The sequence below is a fragment of the Dellaglioa sp. CoH-57-MRSF-18 genome, from assembly GCF_056781995.1.
In genome coordinates this window covers 223877-250582 of the sequence record NZ_JBXAXX010000001.1, presented here as the reverse complement: position 1 = coordinate 250582, position 26706 = coordinate 223877, and the positions used below count along the sequence as shown (strand labels likewise).

Here is a 26706-nt window from a genome sequence, read left to right as displayed (position 1 = left end):
GGAACTAGACTATGGATAATGGGCTAGTTTCTTTTTAACAAAAATAATATAGGAGGCATTACTGGTGGAAATATATTATATTCATGCAGATAAGTTTTTCTTGAAAAACACGGTTGAAAATGAAGGGTACTTGGCAATTATTGATGGTAAATTTGGTGATTATCAACAAGAAAAACCTGATGGTGATATCAAAGAATATACGGGTAAATGGATTGCACCAGGGCTTGTAGATACACATGTCCATGGTTTAAAGGGATATGATGTGATGGATAACGATTTTGAGGGCGCAAAAATGATGTCTGAAGGTTTATTAGAATGTGGCGTTACTTCATTTCTGCCGACAACATTGACGGCAGCTCCAGAAACGTTGAACGAAGTTATTTCTGACTTTGGTAAGCGTCATGGTGAAGTACGTGGTGCAAAAATACAGGGTATCTTTTTTGAGGGTCCATTTTTTACTGAAAAACACAAAGGTGCGCAAAATCCTAAATACTTTTTAGATCCAAGTATAGATATTTTTGAGCATTGGCAAAAATTAGCGCATGGACTTATTCGAAAAATTGCGATTGCACCTGAGCGAAAGGGTGTTAAAGAATTTACTGAGGCCTTAACTAAACAAGGGGTCAAAGTAGCATTGGGGCATAGTGATGCTACGTTTGATCAAGCTAAATCTGCAGTAGAATCTGGTGCATCTATTTTCGTTCATACGTATAACGGAATGAGCCCACTTAATCATAGAGAGCCAGGGATGGTTGGCGCAGCAATGTCATTAAGTAGTGTCTATGATGAACTAATTTGTGATGGTCAACATGTTAATCCGGCATCTGCTAAAATTTTAATTAACGTTAAAGGAGCAGACCACATTGTATTAGTAACTGATTGTATGCGTGCTGGTGCAATGCCTGATGGAAATTATACATTAGGTGAGTTCCCAGTTGTTGTTAAAGATGGCGCCGCAAGGTTAGAGTCAGGAAGTTTAGCTGGTAGTGTCTTAAAATTAATGGAAGCAGTTAAAAATGTTGTTGATTGGAATATTTCTACTCCTGAAGAAGCAATCCAAATGGCTAGTTATGTGCCCGCTAGAAGCGTTGGAATTGATGATAAGTGCGGAAGTATTGCGGCAGGTAGAGATGCTGACTTCATTGTTTTAGATCATGATTTAAATTTTGAGGAAACATATTTAAATGGTACTTTAAAATATAAAAAATGATATTAACTGATTCTTTATTAAGAGCTAGTCGGAGTAAACGGTATTTATGATTGTTAAGTTATTTTTAATTGGTATGTAAAAAATGAAATTTTAAAAACCTTTTCATATTCTTCAAAGATAGAATTATAAGTGGATGAGAGAAGTAAAAAAATAATAAAGGACGGAATAAAAATGACACCAAATAAATTGGCAGGACTTAAAGCACTTTCAAATGAAAAAGGCGTAATTGCAGCATTAGCAATTGATCAACGAGGATCTTTAAAAAAAATGTTGGCAGCAGCAGCAAATAAGCCAGCAAATGAAGAAGATATCGTTGAATTTAAAAAAGTAATTTCATCAGAATTAACACCATACGCTTCAGCAATATTACTTGATCCAGAATATGGTCTTCCAGCAGCAAAGGTCCGTAATGCAAGTACTGGATTACTAGTTGCATACGAAAAAACGGGTTATGATGTTACTACCCCAGGTCGCTTACCTGACTTATTACCAGATTGGTCAGTTCGTCGTCTTAAAGAAGAGGGCGCTGACGCTATTAAATTCTTACTTTATTATGATATAGACGAAAATGCTGAGATTAATAATATGAAACATGCATATATGGAGCGTCTTGGTTCAGAATGTGCTGCAGAAGATATGCCATTATTTTTAGAATTGGTTTCTTATGATGCAACTAATGACGATGTTAAAGGTTCAGAGTATGCTAAAGTAAAACCTCATAAAGTTATTGAAATGATGAAAGAATTTTCTAAACCTGAATATAAAGTAGATGTACTTAAAGTAGAAGTGCCAGTCAATATGGATTATGTGGAAGGGTTTAACGACGATAATGAGGTGGTATATTCTAAGACAGAAGCATTAGATATATTTAAAGAACAAAGTGATGCAACCAAATTACCATTTATTTTCTTAAGTGGTGGTGTATCGGCACAATTATTCCAAGATACTTTAGTATTTGCTCATGAAGCAAAATCAACATTTAATGGTGTACTTTGTGGACGTGCAACATGGAGCAAAGGTATCGAACCATTTGCTAAAGATGGTGAAGAAAAAGGTAAAGAATGGATGAACACAGTTGGTAAAAAGAATATTGAAGATTTAAATGTCGTTCTTGAAAGTACTGCTACATCGTGGTTTGATAAGGTATTAAAATAGTAAAATAAAGAGGCTAAACGTCATGTTTAGCCTCTTTATTTTTAATGATTTAGTAATGAAAAAAAGTAGAAGTGAAATAAATTTATTTGCTAGCTTTCTTTGTTCGAATTGCATAAGAATCTAAAAGTATACGGCTCATTACCTGTAATGGTAAACGAGATTTAACTTCAAATTCAGGGAAATATGAAATTTCAGATTTAAATCCGATAAACACGGAATCTGAATATTTAATAAGTGGACTTAATTTGTTGGTTGTTAATACAATAATATCGGCTCCATTTTTATACGTATTTTTAGCACCTTCAAGGAGTTCTGCAGTAGTTCCGTTCAATGAAATAATAATTAAAATATTATTATATGTAATCCTGTGACTAATTTGTTTAATAATATTGGGATCCGTAAAACTGACACAATTTTTATTTAATAATTCAAATTTTGTTAGCATTTCAATTGCAATTAATTCAGAAAAACCCCTTGAGAAAATGTATATTTTTTTTGAACGTTTAATTTTTTGAACTGTTTTTTCTATGGTATTAACGTCAAGCATACGTAGTGTGTTATTAAGTTCATGTTCATTCTTCATAATGACTTGTTGGATATCGTGATCCATATTCTGAATATTCTTATATTTTTTTTCTTTTTCTTTAGTAATTATAGATTGTTTAAAATCCATATAACCGCTGTAGCCTTTTTTTTTGAGCGTTCGTACGACTGTAGCGGTTGATACATGAGCTAAATCGCTAAGGTTGGTTATTGTTAATATCGGAATATCTTCTAGGTTATCTTGAATGACTTGCCAAAGAATCTTTTCGGAGTTACTAAGAGACATTACTGGTCACCTCACCTTGATTGTTTGTTTATTTTCAATTGTAGCATACAAAATCATATATTGAAAACCTTTTCATTTCTGTCAGATGTAGTATTGGTAGGTAGAAGAAAGGGGTAAAAATTATGATATATACATGTACATTGAATCCAGCTATTGATCTTTTTATCCAAACCGATGAAATGAAAAAAAATATTGTTAATAGAACGGAAAATTATGAAATACAAGCGAATGGTAAAGGAGTTAATGTTAGTTTTATTCTAAAAAAGAAAGGCGTAGAAAGTACTGCTATTGGAGTTGGTGGAGGATTTACTAATGCGTATATTGAGTCTGAGTTGGCAAGGTGCAATATAAAAACTGATTTTGTACATATCGATGCTAATACACGAATTAATGTTTTTACAAGAGTAATTCAGCAAGATACGGAGTATAAATTAGTAAATAAAGGTCCACATGTTAGTGATGATGAAATAAATCAGTTCATGGATAAGATTCAAAATTTAGATGAAAAGGATACATTAGTTGTATCTGGTAGTTTATCTGACGGAATCTCTGAAGAAATTTTAATTAGTATCGCAAAGCAGGCGCAGGAAAAAGGATATAAGCTAGTTTTGGATACTAGTTATCAAACCGTACTGGATACATTGAAATATAATCCTTATATTTTAAAACCAAATGATGAAGAATTAATGAGTTGGTTTGGCGTAGAACATAAACTATCTCAACATGAATTGATAACTTATTCAAAAGAATTAATTAAATTGGGTGCACAAAATATTTTATTATCATTGGGTGGCGGTGGTGCAATGTTTATAAATAAAGAGGTTGTGTTATATGGAACTGTCCCTAAAGGAACCGTTGTTAACACGGCTGGGGCCGGCGACACCATGTTGGGAACTTTTTTAGCAGGGGTAGCGATAGGGGACAAAAAAATAGAAGAAGTATTTAGAGAAAGTATAGCAGCCGCGAGTTCAACGGCATTTTCAAAAGGGTTAACAGATTTTTCGAATGTAAAAGAGCTGACTAAGCAGGTAAAAATATCTAATATTAAGGAGGAATTAAGATGACAAAATATAAAATAATTGCAGCTACTGGATGTCCAACAGGAATTGCGCATACATACATGGCGCAAGAGGCCTTAGAACAAGCCGCTAAAAAAAGAGGTATATCAATTAAAGTTGAAACTCATGGTCAAAGTGGTATAGAAAATGCGTTTTCACAACAAGAAATTGATGATGCTGATGGTGTAATAATTGCGTCAGATAAAGATGTAGATATTGATCGATTCGATGGTAAAAAAATGATAAATGTGTCAGTTACGAAAGGTATGAAAGAGGCAGATGTATTAATTGATCAAATATTGACAGATGATAATTTACCTACCTATCATCGAAAAGGAGCAAAAATTTCATCGAATGAAGAAACAGTAAATTTATCTGGCTCATTTTGGCACAAAATGTATGTGTACGTGATGAATGGAGTGTCACATATGTTACCAATAGTAGTTGCTGGGGGAGTGTTAACAGCCGTATCATTTTTTTGGGGAATTAATTCAGCAGACATAAAAAGCCCTCAATATAACGATATAGCACATTTATTGAACACTATTGGCGGATTTGCAATGAATCTTATGGTTCCAATTCTATGTGCCTATATAGCTGAGGCTATTGGTAAAAGACCTGGATTGATAGTTGGATTTGTAACGGGAATGATAGCATATACAAATGGAACGGGATTTTTAGGTGGAATAATTGGTGGATTTTTAGCAGGGTATACGATTTTAATATTACAGTTCTTATTAAAAAAACTACCTAAATCATTAGATGGACTGAAAGCCATTTTTATTTTACCTGTAATTGGAGTATTTTTATCAGGCTCTATTATTTGGTATCTATCAGTTCCAATGGCAACAATTAATGAAGGAATGATGACGTTTTTAAAGGGTTTAGAAAATTCAAGTCCCATTCTATTAGGATTAGTTGTTGGAATTATGTGTGCTTCAGATATGGGTGGGCCAATTAATAAAGCAGCATATTTAACCGGAACAGCTCTTTTAGCACAGGGAAATTATTTCTTTATGGCAGGAGTTTCTGCAGCGTGTATTGCGCCACCATTGGCAACAGGGTTTGCTGTACTGTTCAACAAAAAAGCATACTCAGATAAAGAGCGCAGCGCAGGTTACGTTAACTTTTTATTAGGATCAACTCATATTACAGAAGGTGCAATTCCATTTGCGGCAAAGAATCCGCTACTAAATATTCCTGCATTTATGGTTGGTTCTTCGATTGCTGCGATTTTAACCTATGTAACTAGAATTAGTGTACCGGCTCCACATGGTGGATTTATTGTATTACCGTTAGTGAATAAACCATTACTGTGGGTATTATGGATTATTATTGGATCACTTGTATCTGCTGTCTTACTAGCCGCTATTGCTGGTCGCCAAGCTAAAAAAAATAATAGTTTAGTGATGAATGTAGGTAGTAATACCAACTTTGAACAAGAGCAAGATAATGATATAAAAATGAATGAAAATGAATTCGATAATATATTGAAAAGAAAAAACATTGAATTGAACGTAGCCGTTTCTGATAAAGAAGAACTCTTACATTTTTTAGCAAATTTTGCTAAAAAATTAGGATATACGAATAATGAAAGTTATATTTTAAATAAGTATAAGATTCGTGAGTCTGAGGGAACGACAGGGATGGAAAAAGGCATTGCGATACCTCATGCACAGGATGAATCGATTAATAAATCAGCAATGCTAATTGTTAAATTACGTGAGCCTATTGAATGGGAAACATTTGATAATCAGCCAGTAGATACAGTTATCTCATTTCTAATTCCAGAAAAAGATGATGGAAAGCATTTACAGTATTTATCAAATACATCGAAATTACTTGTCCATGACTCATTTGTGGAAGAATTAAAAAAATCGAATACAGTTGATGATATATACAACCTATTTAAAGAAAATATTAATAAGTAGATAAAATTGAGCTACAAAGCTACGTATATACTAAAAAAGTACAAGTGTTTAATGATAAGCGAAAATTCATTCTAAGTAAACAAGTTCAAATTTTGTTGACTATTAGAATGGATTTTTTTAGTTCGCCTTTTATTTAGCTAGTCCATAGCTAGTATCAATATAAGAATAAACAGTGTCTAAATTATTTTGGCCATTTAATAAAATTGAAACCCAGTGTTTTTTATTCATATGGTACCCTGGAAAAATTTGATTTTTGTCTATTTTATTGATGAGCAGGTCAGGATCCATTCGAATATTAAGTATTTCAACTAATTTCTCGGAATCCAAGCCTATTTTAGTTGCTGGAATTTTCATTAAAGCGGCATACCATTTTTTAGAATCTGATCGACGTAAAACAGCGTCATTTGGAAACTGTTTCCAGAGGAATTCTAGATTGGTCTGATAATGTTCTTGTACATAATTAATGATAGATTGTGAATCAGCAGTTTGGAATACTGGAGTAGTTTCAAAACAACTAGCAACAATTAAATCCAGTTGTTCAATCACTGATTTTCTGATTGAACTGACAAATGATCCTGTTGCAGACTGATTTTTATAAAGTGTATATTCTTCTTTAGTTAGAGCATCAATAATAGTAGTATTAATTTTTTCAGAGGGGGAAATTGAGACGGTTAGTATAAATTGATTATTAAGAATTGAAACTTGATAATTATAGATTTCTTCTGCTGTTTTTGTAAAACCATATGGAATCAATGAATCTACCTTTAGTTTCAAATGACTAAATGAATTATAAGCAAAAAAGTCTGTTAGCATAGTGCATCTCCTTTTATAAATTATATAAACAATTAACAGTAGCATACCTTATATTTCTAATTTTAGACTTTAAAGGACTAATTATATAGTATAAAATAGAAAAATTAATATAGACTATTTTATCTAGGAATAAATTGAGTTAAACTGTACTATTATGATTCATTTAACTAGGAGATTTAATCATGCAAAAGACGTTGATTGCGGCAATTATTGTTATTAATTTTATATTTATCTGTTATTTTATGCGTGATTTAATGAGACATAAATCAGACTTCATGAAAGAACCGGCCAGTTCAGTATGGACACCAATATCGCAGATTGTTATTTTTTTCTTTTCTACTTTTGGAATTTCAGATTTTGCCATATCAACAGCAATATACCAGAAAGCTAATTGGGTTTCTATGAAAAAATTACCAGGTACGTTAAATGCGCAAGATGTTATTCCAATATTTGTCATGTCGCTGGCGTATATTACAAGTATCAATGTTGGTACTAAGACGTTACTAGTCTGTATTATTTGCCAAGTGCTGGGTGCTTATATTGGTCCGAGATTTGTTGTTAGATTACCTGAAAATAGTATTAGATCATTTGTTATCGTTGGATTACTTGTTGCAACCGCGTTAATCATCGCTGGTAAATTAGGCCTAATCACTGCTAGTGGGACCGCTACCGAACTATTTGGCTGGAAATTAGTTGTAACAGGATTTTTATTATTTATTTATGGCGCATTAAATAATATTGGAATAGGCTCATTTTCATTAACAATGGCAACTGTCTATGCGATGGGAATGGATCCGATTGCTGCATTTCCAATTATGATGGGGGGATGTGCATTTTCTTTACCAATAGGAAGTATGCAATTTATAAAACTCAATCAATATTCTAGAAAAATAACCTTATTTTCTGTTTTTGGTATTATAGGTGTTTTAGTTGCGGTACTTTTAGTTAAGAATATTAATACAAGTGTGATTCAATGGATTGTTATTGTAGTATTATTGTATTCTGCATACAGCCTATATATAGGTAATAAAGAAGCTAAACTAATCAGAGATAAAAATAAATAAGCAAGCATATTTTAATTGAAAATGGCTAATCTGATATATACTTATAAAAAGTAAGCATATTAGTGGAGGTAGCAAAAATGAAAAGTATAGAAAAAGAAACAACGGTAAGTGAATTAATGGATAAAATTAAAGATGGAAAGTATATCCTATTTTTTTCTGCAACATGGTGCCCAGATTGTGCTTTTATTAAACCTGAAATGCCTAATATTGAATCAGAATATACTGAATACACATTCTTAGCTGTCGATCGAGATGAAAATATGGACTTAGCTGTTGAGTTAAGTGTCTTCGGTATTCCAAGTTTTATTGCATATGAAAATGGTAAAGAAACAGGACGTTTAGTTAATAAAAATCGTAAAACGAAACAAGAAGTAGAAACATTTATTAATAGTATTCCTGCGTAATTAAAAAGATTAGTTAGTATGAATAATCTGCTTTGAATTAAAAATACCCATCGAGTAAACAAGGTTTTACAGTAACTTGTTTACTCGATGGGTATTTTTAATTATTTATTTTTATCAAACACTAAGTGCGTTTATCAGAGCATCTGCTGAATGTTCAATACTTTCTTTTGTTAACGATTGATCAAAAAGAAGATAACCAAGTACAATACCACCTATAGTTGACCAAATAACCTTAAGAATTTCGAGATTATCCCAACTGACAATTAGTTTTTTTTCTTTTAGTGTATCAATAGTTGAATTGAGTGCCGTCCAGTATGGGGCGGGAATATTTTCTAATAACTGTTTAACAACCGATTTATCATAAAGTAGTTCAGAAATGAAAATTTTAAGAACTTTAGCATTTTCTTGCAAAAAAATAATTCTATTTTTTAACAAAGGACGAATTAATGAATCCAAAGTTAAATTTGAATGATCAATGGACTCGTCTAATAAGTCGTGCATTGCAGAAGGTAAGATGGATTTAATGACAGGGGCAATAATGGCGTTAAGTAAGCCTTGTTTATTGTTATATTTACTAAAAATATTACCTTCAGCCACGCCAGCTTTTTTTGCAATTTCTTTTGTACTTGTATTTGCATAGCCTTTTTCTGAGAATAATTCAATTGCGGCGATTAAAATTTGTTTTTGTTTATCTGTTATATCTCTAAATAAATCCGAGTTGGCATATAATTTTAATTCAGAATTTTTAATAATATTCACCATCCTATTTATAGCCCTATTATGACACAATTGATAGCGATGACAAAAGACAAACTTATTATTTTGATAGTTTATATTTAAAAGTTAGGGTTGACTAAACTTGTGGATAGGTTATAATCGTATTTGTAATTGATTGAGTGCTCACTCAAAAAGAAAAGAGGAATATGATTATGTTTAAAAATAAATTTTTAGGTTTCGCCATTTTAGTTTCGGTATTACTTACATTTATTATGGTGGTGATGCAAATCCCATCTGTAAAATCAGAGCTCAAAGATGTACCTGTTGCCATTGTTAATGAAGATAGTGGTAAGCAAGGTAACAAAATCGTTGAAAATCTAACTAGAAGCAAAAATAAGGCGTTAGATTGGCATATCGTTAAGAGTGATAAGGCACTTAAGAGTGCAATGGATAAACAACATTATTATGCGGCTATTGTAATTCCAAAAGATTTCTCGGCATCAATTGGAAAATTAGCTGATCCAACAACAAAAGATGTTACAAATGTAACTGTTGTAACAAATGAAGCAAAAAATGCTACATTGTCAACGACTTTAGGTTCGACACTATCAACAATAGTTACAAAAATTGGTGGTGGTATTTCAGCCGGAATTTTAACAAATATGGCAAAAGCCAATATGAGTGTCCCCGCTGTGACTGCATTGAAGTTAAATAACCCAATCACTGTAAAAACAACCGTTAGACATTCAACCGCTGGATTAACATCAGCGAATAGTTCGTTCTTCCAACCCGTCTGGATTGCAAGCATGGTTATTAGTTTATTATTATTCTACGCTGGAGATTCAAGAGAATTTAAATCAATGAAACACAAGTTTTCATTTAAATCATCATTCATTATCTCAGCTGTAGCACTTGCAATTTTAACTGGATTTGCAACAGCTACGTATGCGACATGGATTTTAGGATTTGATTTTACACATTTTATAACAATTGCATCGTTCTTATCATTTACAAGTTTTGCTTTTATAATGTTATTCTCAGGGGTATTGACATGGATTGGTTTCCCAGGGGTAATTATATTTGTCCTCTTACTATTTTTCTCAATTCCTTTATTGGCAATGGCACAACCATTAGTACCTCAATTCTACCAAGATTGGGTTCTTCCATGGTTACCAATGCGTTTCTTGTATGATGGTGCTCGCAGCATTCTTTATTATGGAGCATCTTTCTGGAACAGTTCTACAATGGGCCTAACTTATGTCTTAGCAATCGGTAGTGTCTTGTTTTTTGCCGAAGGATTATCACCCAAACATCGTAAAGTTGAAAAAGAAATTAACGATAAAATTAAAGAGATGGAAGTTAAATAGAATTCTTTAAATGAATCTTGAAATAAATTAAAAACCTCAGGGTAATCACCTTTTTAAGTGATTGCCCTGAGGTTTTTAATTTATTAATTATGGTTTTATTTTTGTCCACTTTGAATAAAAAAGTTAGCATGTTTATAGTTATAAATAGTTTGAGAAAGATCAAAAGGTTCACCGCTTACTGTATAAAAAAGTTCATCAATATAGAGTCCAGGCGAATTTTCTGGTAGTTCTAAAAGGGTTGATTCTGTCTTTTTAAGGGTGTCTGTACGTAAATATTTATCGGAGAAACCTATTTTTAATTTTAAAACTTCTTTCAAGTAATTAAAAATAGACTCACTGATTATTTCGCGATTAAGATAAGGAACAAGTTTTTTTCGATAGTAGGATCTCTCAATACAGAGAACTTGATTATCGATGTAACGAATTCTTTTTATTAAATAAACTTCCTCACCCGGAGCACAATTTAATTCCCTGGCTACATCAGCATTGGGTAGTTCAACTTTTAAATCAATCACTTTTGTAGATAATTTACTGTTTTCTAAATCTTTTGTAAAGCCCATGTTCGTCATTAGAGCGATGTAACCGTCTCTTTTTTGACGACGAACAAAAATTCCGCTACCTTGTACTTGATAAATAATACCCTTATCTTCTAAAGTTGTGAGAGCTTTAACGAGTGTCGTCTTACTGACGGCATATTTGGCAATAAGTTCATTTAGACTAGGGAGTTGCGTCCCTTGATTCAAATTTTTATTTTTAATTGCAAGCTCAATTTGATCAGCAATTTCTTGATACTTTAACATTTCATGCCTCCATTAAAATAATGTATCCTTTATTGTATAACATTGTTCCCGCCTTGTACATCTAGATGAAAAGGGTTACAAAAAAAGTGTTGACTTATTGTGCACGTACAATTAAAATATACATATACAAAGATTTGTAAGGGTTTACAATTTTTTTCTATTTATTCGTTTTTATCTGAGGAGGAGAAAAATATGGCAAGTAAGGTTAGAGATTATACAAAATTAGCTACAGATATTTTAGAAGCAATTGGTGGAGAAAAAAATTTAGCAGGAGCAACGCATTGTGCGACACGGTTACGACTAGTGCTACATGAGGTTCCTTCAGATGCTAAAGAAAAAATATCAGCAATGGCAGGCGTTATCACTGTTGTTGAAAGTGGTGGACAATTCCAAGTAGTTATTGGACCACATGTTGCGGATGTTTATGATGCATTCTCAGCAATGATTGATAGTTCAGAAGTAGAGGAAGTAGAAGCACCAAAAACAAGTATAATGAATCGAGTTATTGCAACAATGTCTGCGGTTTTTGCCCCATTCGTTTACATATTGGCCGCGGCAGGTATTATTCAAGGGAGTTTAATTCTAATTACTTTAGCTATGCCAAATTTTCCTAAAAGTGGTACATATCAAGTTTTAAGCTTTATTTCTTGGGCACCATTTACGTTCTTACCAATATTTATTGCCATAACGGCAGCTAAACATTTTAAAACAAACAGTTTAATCGCTGTTGCATGTTGTGCTGCATTAGTTAGTCCCACATGGGCAGAGATGGCTGGAACTATTGCTAGCGGTACAAGTATTAACTTTATGGGTATTCCATTATCTCAAACAGTTTATACATCATCAGTATTGCCACCATTATTTTTAGTTTGGATTCTTTCTTATCTTGAAAGATTCTTGAGTAAAAAGATACCTGACATTATTAAAGAACTTGCTGTTCCATTATTATGTCTATTAATTATGGTTCCTTTAACAATCTTAATTATTGGACCACTTTCATCTCTTGGAGCTGAAGGAATCGCAAAAGGATATAATTATTTAGTTAAAGTTGCACCACCTTTAGCAGGTGTTATTATTGGTGGTTTCTGGCAAGTACTTGTTATTTTTGGTATCCATTGGGGTGTTACGCCAATGGTTATGGCCAATTTCAAAATGAATGGAATGGACTCATTTCAGGCTTTTCAAACAATTGCAGTGGTCGCACAAGTTGGTGCTGTTTTAGGTGTATTTATTAAGTCTAAGAACAGAGAATTAAAAAATATATCTCTTTCAGCATTTATTACAGGATTATTTGGGATTACAGAACCAGCAATTTATGGTGTGACATTAAGATTTAAAAAACCATTTATCTTTGGTTGTATTTCAGGAGCGTTTGGTGCATTAATTACAAGTTTCTTTAATTCATATTATTTTGCTTATGCTGGACTACCAAGTTTATTAACCATTGTAAATGCAATTAGTCCTAAATACCCACACTCATTTATTGGTATGGTTGTTGGATGTATTGTAGCAATTGTGGGTTCAGTTCTACTTGTTCAAATTTTTGGTACGGGTGAAACAGTTAGTGAAGTCGCAACAATGGAAGCACAGTTAGATGATGCACCAGCTAAGGTCGCACCAGTTATGAGTACGCCAGTAATAAATGCACCAGGCGTTGTTAATAGCCCTGTAACAGGGAAAGTAATTGCGTTAACAGAAGTAGAGGATGAAGTATTTTCATCTGGTGCAATGGGCAAAGGTGTTGCTGTAAATCCAACGGATAATAAAATATATGCACCATTTGATGGTCAGGTTGTCATGACTACAGAGACACAACATGCGATTGGATTAAAATCTGTAGATGGTGTAGAAGTTTTAATTCATATTGGAATGGATATCGTTGAATTAAAAGGAAAATATTTTGCAACACAAGTTAAAAATCATGATTATGTAAAAATGGGTGATTTACTTGTTGAATTTGATCAAGAGAAGATAAAAGAATCAGGATTTTCAGTAGTAACACCTGTAATTGTGACTAATTCAGATGATTACGAAGATGTTATTGCGTATACGCAAAATGAAATTCACCATGGAGAACCAATAATGGAATTAATTCCAAAAGGAGAAAAATAAAATGTCTAAATTACCGAAGGATTTTTTGTGGGGTGGCGCTTTGGCTGCTCATCAGTTTGAAGGCGGCTGGAATGTTGATGGAAAAGGGCCAAGTGTTATTGATGTGATGACTGCAGGAGCAAATGGTGTTCCGCGGGAAATTACGGAAACTATTGAAACAGATAAATTTTATCCGAATCATGATGCAATTGATTTTTATCATCATTACAAAGAAGATATTCAATTTTTCTCTGAAATGGGATTGAAGTGCTTACGAACATCAATCGCGTGGTCACGTATTTTCCCAATGGGAGATGAAAGCGAACCAAATGAAGCGGGATTACAATTTTATGATGATGTTTTTGATGAATTATTAAAAAAAGGTATTCAACCAGTGATTACCCTATCGCATTTTGAAATGCCACTCCATTTAGCTAAAGAATATGGTGGTTTTAGAAATCGTAAATTAATTGATTTTTTTGAAAATTTTGCTACGGTTTGCTTTAAACGTTATCAATCTAAAGTAAAATATTGGATGACATTTAATGAAATTAATAATCAAATGGATACAAATAACCCCATCTTTTTGTGGACTAATTCTGGAGTTATTGTGAACGATGGTGAAAATCCCAAAGAAATTATGTATCGAGTTGCACATAACGAACTCTTGGCTAGCGCTAAGGCGGTTATTGCTGGTAAAAAAATTAATTCTGATTTTGAAATAGGATGCATGGTATCACACGTACCAATTTATCCTTATTCATGTGATCCGGAAGATATCATGGCTGCTGAAGAGGCAATGCATCAACGCTTCTTTTTCCCAGATGTTCATGTTCGTGGAGAATACCCACGTTATGCACTAAAAGAGTTTGAACGTCACAATTATGATGTTGGGATTCAAGAAGGCGATATGGAGATATTGAAAAAAGGGACAGTTGATTATCTAGGATTCAGTTACTATATGTCAACAGTTGTTAAAGCAGATGCTGAAGCAGATCATTTAGGTGATGTTGTGAATGGTGGACTACCTAATGGGGTTCCTAATCCGTATATTAAATCTAGTGACTGGGGCTGGGCAATTGATCCCGATGGTTTACGATATACGTTAAATCGATTATATGATCGCTATCAGTTACCGTTATTTATTGTTGAAAATGGTTTTGGCGCGATTGACAAGCTTGAAGATAATCATGAAATTCATGATCCTGAACGTGTAAGTTATCTAAAAGAACATATTGAAGCAATCGAAAAAGCAGTTGATTATGATGGTGTTGAAGTCTTAGGATATACACCATGGGGTGTTATTGATTTAGTATCATTTACAACTGGTGAGATGAAAAAGCGTTATGGTATGATTTATGTTGATCGTGATAATGAGGGCAATGGATCGATGAAACGTTATAAAAAAGACTCATTTACTTGGTATAAAAATGTAATTGAAACAAATGGAGAAAGTCTTTAAAAGTTATTATAGAAAGAAAAAGCATCTCATTTATTAATAAATGAGATGCTTTTTGATTAATAAAAAAACAAATGACAACCGGTTGACATAAAAATATAAACAGGTTATACTTTGGTTATTCTTTCAGAAAGCGCTTTCTAAAAGTTGAGTTTATAGGTACAGGCAATTGCTATTTTTTAGTGAAATGGGACATTTATTAAACAAATAGAATGGGGTAAATAGAATGGAAAACAAAGTAAACGTAGATACAAATCAAGTTGAAGAAATTCCTCTTTTTCGAAAACTAAGTTATTCACTTACAGATTTTGGCGGAAATATTCTATTTGTAAGTATTAGTACGTACTTGTTATATTTTTATACAGATGTTTTTGGAATTGGGATTGGTGTAGCTGGAACTATCTTGCTCGTCACACGATGCGTTGATATGTTTGATGCACCAATATGGGGCTTTTTAATTGATCATACACATACAAAATGGGGACAAAGTCGGCCGTATTTCTTGTGGTTATGTGTACCATTTGCATTCTTTACATGGTTAACATTTACTACACCGAATTTATCGGGATCGTCCAAAGTTATCTATGCATCAGTTGTTTACGTCATTGCAGGAATTATATATACCGGAATTAGTACCCCTATGACGTCGATTTTACCTAACTTAACAAATGATTCAGACCAAAGAACGGTTTTGAATTCATATCGAATGGTTGGAGGAAATGTTGGTCTATTGGTTGCTAATGGTGTTGTTTTACCATTAGTTCAAATATTAGGGCAAGGAAATGATCGTAAAGGATTCTCATATGCAATGATTATTTTAGGGATTATCTCCATTATTGCCTTTTTAATTGCCTTTTTAAATTTACGAGAAATTAATACAACGATTACGAAATCAATATCATTAAAACAGAGTGTTAAAGCAACAAAAAGTAATTGGCCTTGGATTTTATTGGTTATTTCCAACTTATTCTATTGGATTGGAACAACTGTTAGAAGTTCAGGCATGATTTATTATTTTCAATATAATATCCATGCAAAATCATTAGTCGCAGTTGCTGGTTCTTTATCTGTTGTTGCTGTTATAGGGATGATATCAATTCCATTACTTGTTAAACGTACAAATAAAAGAACGGTTCTAATTGGAGCACTATTGATGGGAGCAATCTGTAACATGTTGCTTCAAGCAGTTGGTAGTAATCAAGTTTGGGTTGTTATCTTATATTGCCTAGGATCAATTGGAACGGGTGTTGCAGCTGCAATGCCATTCCTAATGTTGGCTGATGCGGTTGATTTTGGTCAATGGAAAACAGGAATCAGAGCCAGTGGCTTTTTAACAGCTATTGGAAGTGCATTCTGTGTTAAAGCAGGTAGTGGGATTGGCGGATTTATTCCATCACAAGTAATGCAATTCTTTGGATATATACCCAATCACACTCAAACGAGTCAATCTTTATTAGGCATTAACTTAAGTTTTATCTGGATTCCAGCCATGCTGTTCATACTTGCTGCAGTTCCAATGTTTTTCTATGGTAAATTTGAACGAAATGAAGATAAAGTTAGATTAGAATTAGCTAAAAAAGAAGCAGCTTAAAAAGTTAATGGTGGGGATAATGGTTTTGCTTATTTTATGGTAAACTAAGAGTACTAAAAGTTAAGCGGTAACAATTTAACTAAAATTAGACGACTTAGGAGCAAATAAAATGCAAAATCCAAAACTTGATGATGTCGCTGAATTGGCAGGCGTTTCTAAAACGACTGTATCTAGGGTGTTGAACAATAGAGGTTATCTTAGCGAAAAGACAGTTAAAAAGGTTCGTGATGCTGTGAAAGAGTTACATTATCAGCCTAATGATGTTGCAAGACAATTATTTAATAAAGAAACAAAACTAATAGGGCTTATTTTCCCAACCATTGCGAATCCTTTTTTTGGACAATTAGCTTACCATTTAGAAACGAAACTTTTTAATAGAGGTTATAAGGTTCTTATCGGTAACTCAAAAAATGATTCAGAAAAAGAAGTGACTTATTTACGTAAACTAATGGCAAATCAAGTTGATGGGCTAATTGTTGGAGCACATAATGAAGGAATTGAAGAATATCATAATACAAATTTACCAATTGTCGCAATTGATAGAATTATGAATGGTGATATTCCGGTCGTTTCTTCTGATAATTATAGTGGCGGTAAAATGGCAACAGAATTGCTATTAGAACATGGGGCAACCTCAATTGTACATACAAATGGACCTTATGATTTAGAAACGCCTGCTCGAGATAGACGTAGGGCATACGAGAAAATTATGAGTGAACATGGGTTGCCAGCCGTAACGTATACAATTGATTTTAATTGGACAGAAACAGAAAAAACAAAAGTTATTAAAAGAATTTTTGAGGATCTTAAACGAGTGGATGGTATTTTTGCTTCGAATGATACAGACGCTAGTTTGATCATAAAAATAGCTAGAGAATATGGCAAACGAGTACCTGAAGATTTACTTGTTATTGGCTATGATGGGACAGATGTTGTTCGATTATTTAAACCAGAACTAACAACAATTATTCAACCAATTGAACAGATGGCTGATGCAGCTATTGATATTTTAATGAAGAAAATAGAAGGTAAAGAGACACCTATGCAAGTAGTACTACCGGTACAATTATATAAAGGAGAAACGGCATAGTAGGTGCGTTTTTATTTTAAGATAATGACAACCGGTTAACATATAGAACGAGGAGAAGACAATTTTGAAAAATGAAACGATTAATTATCCAGAGGTAACTGATGAAAGATATCGATTAAAGTATCATATTACGGCACCAGCAGGTTGGATGAATGATCCAAATGGGTTTTGCTTTTTTAAAGGGTACTATCACATCTTTTATCAACATCATCCAAATTCAACACAGTGGGGACCAATGCATTGGGGTCATTCAAGAAGTAAAGATTTAGTTAATTGGGAAAGCTTACCAATTGCTTTGGTTCCTGGTGATCAAGAAGATCAGGATGGCTGTTTTTCAGGTAGCGCAATTGTGAAGGATGAGCGTCTCTATTTAATTTATACAGGACATAATTTGAAAGACAAAAATGATCCGGATAGTTATTGGCAGAATCAAAACCTAGCCGTTAGTGATGATGGCATAACTTTTGAAAAATTTGCTGGTAATCCAGTGATTTCAATGCCTCCTGTAGATAATGATGCTGATTTTAGAGATCCAAAAATTTGGTTTGAAAATGGAAAATATAATATTGTAATCGGAAGCAAAAATAAGGATGGCTTGGGTCGAGTTCTTATGTATAACTCAGATGATTTAGAACATTGGGACTACTTAGGACCTATTGCAACTGCTAAATCAGTTGATTCTGAAGGATTCGTTTGGGAATGTCCTGACCTTTTCGAAATTGACGGACAAGACGTTTTAGTAATGTCACCACAAGGAATTAAAGCTGATAAATTAAAATATAGAAATTTCTTCCAAACAGGATATCTGACTGGAAAATTTGATGAAGAGACACATTCATTACATCATGGTGAGTTCACTGAATTAGATTATGGACATGATTTCTATGCAACACAATCAATGGTTACGCCTGACGGTAGAAGGATCATATTTGCATGGATGGACATGTGGGAGAGCCCCATGCCAGAACAGGAAGATGGTTGGGCAGGCGCACTAACATTTCCAAGAGAATTAAATATGAAAAATGGTAAATTATTGATGACACCAGTTGAAGAAATTAAAAAATTGCGCGAAAAAGTATTATTAGATGTCACTAAACCTAAGGATACAACCACTATTTTTGAAGCCCCTACAAAGAGTTTTGAGTATTTAGCGAACTTTAATGGGCAAGAAAATGTCAGCGTTAAAATTAAAAATAGCGATAATAAATTATTAATAAAAGTTAGCTATCAAGCTGCAACAGGTAAGGTAACATTACAAAAGTATAATGACGATTTACTTCGAGAAACTAATGTGAGCGTTGCCAATGAATTGGATGTTCATTTATTAATGGACAACAGTTCAGCAGAATTATTTGTGAATAATGGAGAAGCATGTTTCTCTGAAAGGGTTTATGATGAAAAGGAACTTATAGTTGAAACAAGTAGCGATTCAACTAATTATGATATTAAAATATATGAACTTGGAGGAACAATGTAATGTTATTAGGAAGTATTGAAGCAGGTGGCACTAAATTTGTATGCGCGGTAGGTAACGAAGATTATCAAGTAAAGGATCAAATTCAAATTCCCACGACTACACCTGTTGAAACATTAACGGCAGTCGTAGACTATTTTAAGCAATTTGAAATAGCTGCACTTAGTGTTGCCTCATTTGGACCAATTGAAATCAGAAAAACGTCACCTAAATATGGATTTATCACGAAAACACCAAAACCGGGTTGGGGTGATACGGATTTCTTGGGATTTCTTAAGGGCAAACTGGATATTCCAACATTTTGGACAACGGATGTAAATGGTTCAGCTTACGGTGAATATACAATGTCGACATTGTTTAATGAGAAAATTAATTCACTTGTTTATTACACAATTGGAACTGGTGTGGGCGCTGGAGCAGTAATTGATGGCCACTTAGTTGGCGGTATTGGCCATCCTGAAATGGGCCATGTCTTAGTTAAGAGACATCCTGATGATCTTGATTTTAAAGGTGTCTGTCCATTTCATGGTGATTGTTTAGAGGGCTTAGTTGCTGGACCAACATTTGAAGCACGGACTGGTAAAAAAGGTAAAGATGTCCCATTAACAGACAAAACTTGGGATATTATGGCCTACTATATTGCTCAGGCTGCCGTTCAAACAACGTTAAGTTTACGTCCTAATAAAATTATTTTTGGGGGCGGCGTTACAAATGATGTTTTATTGGAAAAAGTGCGACATGAATTCAAAGAAATTTTAAATGATTATGTTGACGTTCCTCCATTAGATCAATATATTACAGCACCACAAGTTGCTAATAATGGATCAGCCAATGTTGGAAACTTCGCTTTAGCTGAAAAAATGTTATCTGAATGATAGGGTTATTTAACAAAATTGGAGGGTAAAATAATGACAAACAAAAATTATTATGATGTAACAAAATGGCCTATTGGTAACCCGTACGAAGATATTGGGGAAGTTATTAATAGTATTATTACTGATATTAAAAGTCATCAAACTGATAGTAATAGCAATGATGGTGGAAAACCAGGGGCAGTTATTTATCTACCACCAGCTGATTATCACTTGCGTACACAAGTCTTAATAGATATTAGTTTTCTTAAAATTCAAGGATCTGGGCATGGATTTACGTCATCAAGCATTCGGTTTAACGTACCACAAAACGAATGGTCAAATTTACATGAATTATGGCCTGGTGGTAGTCGTGTTCTTGTTGACCTCGATCCTAAAACAACGGATGAAGAATCTGAAGGTGCAGCTTTCTATGTTGCAAGAGAAGGAAATCCGCGTATTAGTTCAGTCGAATTTTCGAACTTTAATATTGATGGGTTACACTTTATTGATGATGGCACAGGCGAAAAAAATCCAGAAAATACGTATGTGAATGGTAAGACTGGAATTTATGTTGCAAGTGCACAAGATTCATTCCGTATTACAGAAATGGGTTTTGTTTACTTAGAACATGGTGTAACCATTTATAACGCAGATGCATTAACAATCCACGATAATTTTATTGCTGAATGTGGTAATTGTATTGAACTACGTGGATGGGGACAAGCTTCGAAAGTAACTGAAAATTTAATGGGCGCTGGATTTAATGGCTATACCATTTTTGCGGAAAACTTCGGAGGACTGCTAATTACGACTAATAATATTTTCCCAAGAGGTGCAAGTAGCATTTCATTATCTGGCGTGACGAAATCGTCTGTTACAAATAATCGCATTCATGCATTTTATCCCGGAATGGTTATTTTAGATGATAATTGCTCAGAGATATTGGTTTCTTCAAACCATATGCTGCATGATCAAGAACCGTGGGCGCCTATGCAACATCGAGATAATGGATTAGACGATTTATATGGGCTGTTATCAATTAGCGGTAATGATAATTCCGTCATTGGAAATCATTTTTCAGAAACGGTTGATCAAAACACGCTTAAACCAGTTGGTGCAACACCGGTCATTATCCGACTTGCTGCCGGACATGGTAATTATATTGCAAATAATAATGTTGTGGCTACAGAAATTCAATCAGGTAGTGGCGATTCAGCATTTTCTGCACAAGTAGATGCGTTACTAGCAACCGAAGAATTAAAAAAAGTCACAGTAACAACTGTTTTGGTTGAAAAGAAGTCAACGCAAAATACAATTTTAGATTCTGGAAGCAATGAACAAGTTATTTTGGATAAAAATGTGAATGCTTTTAGAGCAACACCAACCGTCCCAAAAAAACAGTAATTTTAAATAAATGATTTAATTTGTGCCACTTTGATAAAATAGGACTATAATGAAAGTTGAAGTTAGAACTTAATATAACTGTCCAAATCAAAAGAGGCGATAGCAATGGCAAAGTTGAGTAAAGAACAACGCAAAGCAATGGCTCAAAAAGCAATGGACGAACGTGCTAAACATCCACAAGCTGAAAAAAAACAATCAGGTTTTAAATTTATTGAAGATGAATCAACTAAGTTAGGTGCAGAAAAAAACTAATTATAAAAGTTCAAAGATTAATTCTAAGTATTCTTGGAATTAATCTTTTTTTAGTTAACTAAAAATATTAAATTGGGTGTAAGTCATGTACAATTTGAATGATAGATAATTTAATGAGGAGTGATAATCGATGTTAATTAAACAAGTACATATTGAAAATAAAGAAGAATTACAAGATATTCGAGTAGAAAATGGCATGTTTACTGAGATTGGGGTAAATTTACAACAAAATGCTGATGAAAAAGTCATTGATGCAACCGATAAATTGATGTTACCGCCATTTGTTGATCCACATGTTCATTTGGATTCAACGCTCACAGCAGGTGATCCGGAATGGAACGAATCTGGGACTTTATTTGATGGCATTCGGATTTGGTCTGAACGTAAAAAGACGTTAACCCATGAAGATGTTAAAGAACGTGCTGTTACAGCATTAAAAATGCAGGCAGCCCATGGTGTTCAGTTTGTTCGTTCACATGTTGATGTGACTGATCCTGATTTAGTGGCTTTGAAAGCTTTAATTGAGGTCCGCGAAGAAGTTAAACCTTGGATGGAATTACAATTAGTTGCTTTCCCACAAGAAGGTATTTTATCATTTCCAAATGGGAAGGAATTAATGACAAAAGCTGCTGAATTAGGAGTGGATGCAATTGGTGCAATTCCCCATTTTGAATTTAATAGAGAATATGCAGTTGAATCACTCCATTTCGCTTTTGAATTGGCTCAGAAATATAATTTATTATTTGATGCACATACGGATGAAATCGATGATCCTAGTTCTCGTAGCTTGGAAACCGTTGCGACATTAGCTTTAGAAACAGGGATGAAAGATAAGGTTACAGCATCACATACAACAGCGATGGGTTCATATGATGATGCTTATTTGTACAAATTAATGCGTTTATTGAAGATGTCAGAAATGAACTTTATTGCTAATCCACTTGTAAATATGTTCTTAGGTGGACGTTTTGACACATATCCAAAGCGTCGTGGGTTAACACGCGTCAAAGAATTGGATGAGAATGGGTTGAACGTTGCATTTGGTGAAGATGACATCAAAGATCCATGGTATCCAATGGGAGATGGCAACATGTTAGACGCCTTGCACATGGGATTACATGCGACTCAGATTATGGGTTATAGTCAAATTATGAATGCTTACCGATTTGTGACGACTAATGGCGCTAAATCTATGCATGTTATGGATCATTATGGAATTGAAGTTGGAAAACCAGCTAATTTCGTCATTATGGATAGTGATAATTTTTATGATGCGTTGAATACACGTGCTGCCGTTATGTTATCAGTCCATAATGGTGATGTGATTAGTGAAACCAAGCCAGCAGAAACCCAGTTATATATCTAGTAAGTAATCGTTTTGGTAGCGCCTTCTTGATTTGAATGCTAGAATCAAGGCATGACTTGAAAAGGGGTAATAAAATGAAAATGATTAATTTAGGCGATAGCGAACTTCAAGTATCATCTGTCGGTTTGGGATGCATGCGCATGCCAGAATTGTCGACTGGGCAAGCTGCAGAAATGATTCAAACATCAGTTGATCATGGCATTAATTTCTTTGATCACGCAGATATTTATGGTGCAGGAAAAGCTGAAGAAGTGTTTGCGGCAGGATTTACTGAAACTGGGTTATCACGTGAAGACATTATTCTTCAATCAAAATGTGGTATCGTTCCAGGTGTAGAGTATAATTTTACTGCTGAACACATTGAAAAAAGTGTTGACGGTATTTTAAAACGATTAAATACGGAATATATTGATAGCTTATTGTTACACAGACCTGATACGTTAATGGAACCTGAAGCTATTGCTCGTGTATTTGAAAAACTACAAAAATCTGGAAAAGTACGTCATTTTGGTGTTAGTAATTTCTATCCTGGGCAAGTTGATTTATTACAACAAGCTTTGGATATGAAACTATTAGTTAACCAACTCCAATTCGGTGTCATGCACACTGGAATGATTGATTTGGGAACAAATGTGAATATGGTTAATGATGCTGGAATTAATCGTGATGGCGGTATTTTAGAATATTCGCGTCTTAAAAAAATGACGATTCAAGCATGGTCACCATTCCAATACGGATTCTTTGAAGGTACATTCTTAGATAATCCAAAATTTGCTGAATTAAATGAAGTTTTAAACCGTTTAGCTAAAGAAAAAGAAACAACTAATACTGGAATCGCAACAGCATTTATTCTACGTCACCCAGCTAAAATGCAGGTGATTGCTGGAACAATGAACGCAAAAAGAATTGTTGAAATTGCGAATGCTTCAGAACTTGAGCTAACACATGAAGAATGGTACGAAATTTATCGTGCAGCAGGAAATAAATTACCATAAATGAAAAAATTAAAGTAACTAACTAATTACTATTTTAGTTGGTTACTTTTTATATTAAGCGTATGAAAATTTCGTAGTTAACATACTGGGTATGGTAAAATTAGAATTAATAGGTGGTGGATTTGATTTGGAAAACAAATATGAGCATGTTTATCGTGAAATTAAAGCGAAAATTGTCGCGGGTGAATATGAAGTAAACGATAAATTAATGACTGAATCACAGTTAATGTCGATTTACGAATCTAGTCGTTATGCGGTTCGTAAAGCAATTGGTGATTTAGAGAATGCAGGGTATGTCTACCGAATACAAGGTGGCGGTATCTTCGTTAATGATTGGCATACTGTAAAAAAAGTGACACAAAATAATAAAATAATTGGTGTCATGACGACACATATTGCTGATTATATTTTTCCAAATATTATCACTGGAATAGATCGTATTATTTCTGAAGAGGGATATACAATCATGCTAAGTAATACGCTTGATAATGCTGAAAAAGAACGATATAGCCTTTTAAGAATGCTTGAAATGAATTTATCTGGACTAATCGTAGAACCAACACAAAGCGCATTAATAAATAAAAATAAGGATTTATACGAAAAGATAGTGGCGCAAAAAATACCAGTCCTTTTTATTAATGCACATTATGAAAACTTGGAAATTCCATACTTAGAGTTAAATGATTTTAATGGTAGTGAGGTTGCTACAGAGCATTTGATAAATGAAGGACATGGAAAAATACTTGGTATTTTTAAAGTGGATGATAAACAAGGTCAGTTAAGAATGAATGGATTCGTGCAAGCTTATATGGAACATTCAGCTATTTCATACCAAAGTGAGATATTGATGTACCAATCTGCTGATTCAATGCAAAATATCTATAAAAAAATTGAAAAGATTCTGCATAGATCGGATCATCCAACCGCGATTGTTTGTTACAATGACCAGCTTGCCATTAAATTAATAGATATTGTTAAGTCGATGGGAATGAAAATTCCTGAAGATATCTCAATTGTTGGTTTTGATGATTATCAATTATCAAAATATATGTCACCTAAATTAACAACAATTAGACATCCAAAGGAAAAAATGGGCCGAGAAGCTGCGACGATGTTATTAAAAATGATTAATTCTAAAACAATGTCGGCGAAATCTGTCGTATATGATGCAAAGCTAATCATTCGAGAAAGCGTTAAAAATAGGAATTAAAGCATGATAAGTATTACTCAAATTTGAGTAATACTTATTTTTTTGAAATTCATTCGAACAAATAAAAATAACTATTGATTTGTTCGAATGAATGTGAGAAAATGACCTTGTTGATAAATGCAAACGTTTTCAGAAAACGGTTGCTGTAGGTTTTTCGGTTGGTCGTACCAATCGGACAATAAAATTTGGAGGTGTCATATGCAAAAAGAAAAGAAAATATCTAGTAAGTTTATTTACTTTTTTGGGTCATTCGGAGGAATTTTGTTCGGATACGATATCGGGGTTATGACGGGGGCTTTACCATTCTTGCAAAAAGATTGGGCTCTTCAAAATAGTGCCGGAACCGTTGGTTGGATTACTTCAGGAGTTATGTTCGGTGCCATCTTTGGTGGCGCGTTAGCCGGTAAGCTTTCAGATAAGCTAGGTCGACGTAAAATGATTTTGATGTCAGCTATTATTTTCGTTATTGGTTCATTACTCGCATCATTCTCACCAAATAATGGCCAAATGTATTTAATTATTGTTCGTATTTTCCTTGGACTAGCAGTTGGTGCTTCATCAGCATTAGTACCAGCATACATGTCAGAAATGTCTCCGGCTAAATTACGAGGACGACTATCAGGAATTAATCAAACAATGATTGTTTCCGGAATGTTACTTTCATATATTATGGATTTTCTATTAAAAGATTTACCTGAAGCATGGGCATGGCGCGTTATGCTTGGCTTAGCAGCAGTACCAGCTGTTGTTTTATACTTTGGGGTTTCACGTTTACCAGAATCACCTCGTTTCTTAGTTAAAACAAATAAAGTTGATGAAGCTCGCCAAGTATTAACTTGGATTCGTCCAGCTAATGAAGTTGAACAAGAATTAGCTGATATTCAAACTACTGCGGGTGAAGAAAATCATATTGAAAAAACATCAATGGTTCAATTATTCACAGGTAAATATCGTTACTTAGTTATGGCCGGTGTTGGTGTTGCTGCATTCCAACAATTCCAAGGGGCTAACGCAATCTTCTATTACATTCCTTTAATTGTTGAAAAAGCAACTGGGAATGAAGCAAGTTCAGCACTAATGTGGCCAATTATTCAAGGGATTATCCTTGTCTTAGGTTCACTCTTATTCTTAGTTATTGCAGATAAATTTAAACGTAGAACACTTTTAATTCTTGGCGGTTTAGTAATGGGACTATCATTTATCTTACCTACAATCATTAACATGGTTGTACCAAATACGAGTCCTATGATGATTGTTGTTTTCTTATGTATCTACGTTGCATTCTACTCATTTACATGGGCTCCACTTACATGGGTATTAGTTGGTGAATTATTCCCATTAGCTGTTCGTGGAAGTGCTTCAGGAATTGCATCTTCAGCTAACTGGATTGGATCATTCTTAGTAGGACTATTATTCCCTATTATGACAGCTTCAATGCCACAAGATGCTGTGTTCGCAATCTTCGGAATCATTTGTTTATTAGGTGTTCTATTCATTCGTTTCTTCGTTCCAGAAACACGTGGTCGCTCATTAGAAGAAATTGAAAAAGAAGGTACAAGAAATTAAGTAACC

The 26706-nt window shown here is 33.8% G+C and carries 23 protein-coding genes; 19 read left to right on the top strand and 4 right to left on the bottom strand.

From position 1 onward, the window contains the following. The first annotated feature begins 64 nt into the window (after window positions 1–64). Window positions 65–1210, top strand: a complete 1146-nt coding sequence (gene nagA, locus AC1RPG_RS01120; RefSeq protein WP_481761030.1) for an N-acetylglucosamine-6-phosphate deacetylase — start codon at window positions 65–67, stop codon at window positions 1208–1210. A 171-nt stretch (window positions 1211–1381) separates the two neighbouring features. Beyond that, window positions 1382–2365 (top strand): tagatose-bisphosphate aldolase, encoded by a 984-nt coding sequence (lacD, locus tag AC1RPG_RS01115; RefSeq protein ID WP_481761029.1) that lies wholly within the window; start codon window positions 1382–1384, stop codon window positions 2363–2365. Window positions 2366–2447: 82 nt separating this feature from the next. Here lacD and AC1RPG_RS01110 read toward each other — a convergent pair whose 3' ends face one another. After that, on the bottom strand, window positions 2448–3194 hold the full coding sequence (locus AC1RPG_RS01110) for a MurR/RpiR family transcriptional regulator (RefSeq protein WP_481761028.1): 747 nt from the start codon (window positions 3192–3194) through the stop codon (window positions 2448–2450). 122 nt (window positions 3195–3316) lie between these two features. Between AC1RPG_RS01110 and pfkB the strand changes: the two genes are divergently transcribed. Together pfkB and AC1RPG_RS01100 are read left to right on the top strand one after the other, a co-directional pair. After that, window positions 3317–4258, top strand: a complete 942-nt coding sequence (gene pfkB / locus AC1RPG_RS01105) for a 1-phosphofructokinase (protein WP_481761027.1) — start codon at window positions 3317–3319, stop codon at window positions 4256–4258. Next, on the top strand, window positions 4255–6183 hold the full coding sequence (locus AC1RPG_RS01100; RefSeq protein WP_481761026.1) for a fructose-specific PTS transporter subunit EIIC: 1929 nt from the start codon (window positions 4255–4257) through the stop codon (window positions 6181–6183). The genes pfkB and AC1RPG_RS01100 overlap by 4 nt, the downstream gene beginning before the upstream one ends. 129 nt (window positions 6184–6312) lie before the next feature. On the opposite strand, the gene AC1RPG_RS01095 is transcribed toward AC1RPG_RS01100, so the two are convergent. After that, window positions 6313–6996: an MmcQ/YjbR family DNA-binding protein gene (locus AC1RPG_RS01095; protein WP_481761025.1), complete on the bottom strand. Its 684-nt coding sequence runs from the start codon at window positions 6994–6996 to the stop codon at window positions 6313–6315. Between the two features lie 182 nt (window positions 6997–7178). On the opposite strand from AC1RPG_RS01095, the gene AC1RPG_RS01090 reads away from it, so the two are divergent. Together AC1RPG_RS01090 and AC1RPG_RS01085 are read left to right on the top strand one after the other, a co-directional pair. Continuing rightward, window positions 7179–8060 (top strand): sulfite exporter TauE/SafE family protein, encoded by an 882-nt coding sequence (locus AC1RPG_RS01090; protein ID WP_481761024.1) that lies wholly within the window; start codon window positions 7179–7181, stop codon window positions 8058–8060. A 77-nt stretch (window positions 8061–8137) separates the two neighbouring features. Further along, window positions 8138–8464 carry a thioredoxin family protein gene (locus tag AC1RPG_RS01085; RefSeq protein WP_481761023.1) on the top strand — a complete coding sequence of 109 codons (327 nt, stop codon included), beginning with the start codon at window positions 8138–8140 and terminating at the stop codon, window positions 8462–8464. 114 nt (window positions 8465–8578) lie between these two features. On the opposite strand, the gene AC1RPG_RS01080 is transcribed toward AC1RPG_RS01085, so the two are convergent. Then, entirely contained in the window at window positions 8579–9226 is a 648-nt protein-coding gene (locus AC1RPG_RS01080; protein ID WP_481761022.1) for a TetR/AcrR family transcriptional regulator, read from the bottom strand. 167 nt (window positions 9227–9393) lie between these two features. On the opposite strand from AC1RPG_RS01080, the gene AC1RPG_RS01075 reads away from it, so the two are divergent. After that, on the top strand, window positions 9394–10548 hold the full coding sequence (locus AC1RPG_RS01075; protein WP_481761021.1) for a YhgE/Pip domain-containing protein: 1155 nt from the start codon (window positions 9394–9396) through the stop codon (window positions 10546–10548). A gap of 95 nt (window positions 10549–10643) precedes the next feature. On the opposite strand, the gene AC1RPG_RS01070 is transcribed toward AC1RPG_RS01075, so the two are convergent. Further along, window positions 10644–11348 carry a GntR family transcriptional regulator gene (locus AC1RPG_RS01070; RefSeq protein WP_481761020.1) on the bottom strand — a complete coding sequence of 235 codons (705 nt, stop codon included), beginning with the start codon at window positions 11346–11348 and terminating at the stop codon, window positions 10644–10646. 192 nt (window positions 11349–11540) lie between these two features. Here AC1RPG_RS01070 and AC1RPG_RS01065 point away from each other — a divergent pair, with 192 nt between their 5' ends. The 12 genes from AC1RPG_RS01065 to AC1RPG_RS01010 all read left to right on the top strand — a co-directional run bounded on the left by AC1RPG_RS01065 (window position 11541) and on the right by AC1RPG_RS01010 (window position 26700). Next, window positions 11541–13460 carry a beta-glucoside-specific PTS transporter subunit IIABC gene (locus tag AC1RPG_RS01065; RefSeq protein ID WP_481761019.1) on the top strand — a complete coding sequence of 640 codons (1920 nt, stop codon included), beginning with the start codon at window positions 11541–11543 and terminating at the stop codon, window positions 13458–13460. Between the two features lies 1 nt (window position 13461). Further along, window positions 13462–14901: a 6-phospho-beta-glucosidase gene (locus AC1RPG_RS01060; RefSeq protein WP_481761018.1), complete on the top strand. Its 1440-nt coding sequence runs from the start codon at window positions 13462–13464 to the stop codon at window positions 14899–14901. A gap of 223 nt (window positions 14902–15124) precedes the next feature. Further along, window positions 15125–16489 (top strand): MFS transporter, encoded by a 1365-nt coding sequence (locus AC1RPG_RS01055; RefSeq protein WP_481761017.1) that lies wholly within the window; start codon window positions 15125–15127, stop codon window positions 16487–16489. 109 nt (window positions 16490–16598) lie between these two features. Continuing rightward, window positions 16599–17579 (top strand): LacI family DNA-binding transcriptional regulator, encoded by a 981-nt coding sequence (locus AC1RPG_RS01050; RefSeq protein ID WP_481761016.1) that lies wholly within the window; start codon window positions 16599–16601, stop codon window positions 17577–17579. A gap of 64 nt (window positions 17580–17643) precedes the next feature. Next, window positions 17644–19056 (top strand): glycoside hydrolase family 32 protein, encoded by a 1413-nt coding sequence (locus AC1RPG_RS01045; protein ID WP_481761015.1) that lies wholly within the window; start codon window positions 17644–17646, stop codon window positions 19054–19056. Further along, window positions 19056–19928 carry a fructokinase ScrK gene (gene scrK, locus AC1RPG_RS01040; protein ID WP_481761014.1) on the top strand — a complete coding sequence of 291 codons (873 nt, stop codon included), beginning with the start codon at window positions 19056–19058 and terminating at the stop codon, window positions 19926–19928. Before AC1RPG_RS01045 ends, scrK begins: the two co-directional genes overlap by 1 nt. Window positions 19929–19961: 33 nt before the next feature. After that, window positions 19962–21311 (top strand): NosD domain-containing protein, encoded by a 1350-nt coding sequence (locus tag AC1RPG_RS01035; RefSeq protein WP_481761013.1) that lies wholly within the window; start codon window positions 19962–19964, stop codon window positions 21309–21311. A gap of 105 nt (window positions 21312–21416) precedes the next feature. Next, a complete protein-coding gene (locus AC1RPG_RS01030) occupies window positions 21417–21563 on the top strand; it encodes a hypothetical protein (protein ID WP_409021777.1) in 147 nt (48 codons plus the stop codon). Between the two features lie 130 nt (window positions 21564–21693). Beyond that, the gene (gene codA, locus AC1RPG_RS01025; RefSeq protein WP_481761012.1) at window positions 21694–22929 is read left to right on the top strand and encodes a cytosine deaminase; all 1236 of its coding nucleotides are present in this window, start codon (window positions 21694–21696) and stop codon (window positions 22927–22929) included. A 74-nt stretch (window positions 22930–23003) separates the two neighbouring features. Next, entirely contained in the window at window positions 23004–23924 is a 921-nt protein-coding gene (locus AC1RPG_RS01020; RefSeq protein ID WP_481761011.1) for an aldo/keto reductase, read from the top strand. A gap of 91 nt (window positions 23925–24015) precedes the next feature. Further along, entirely contained in the window at window positions 24016–25134 is a 1119-nt protein-coding gene (locus tag AC1RPG_RS01015) for a GntR family transcriptional regulator (RefSeq protein ID WP_481761010.1), read from the top strand. 198 nt (window positions 25135–25332) lie between these two features. Next, entirely contained in the window at window positions 25333–26700 is a 1368-nt protein-coding gene (locus AC1RPG_RS01010) for a sugar porter family MFS transporter (RefSeq protein WP_481761009.1), read from the top strand. Window positions 26701–26706: the final 6 nt, after the last annotated feature.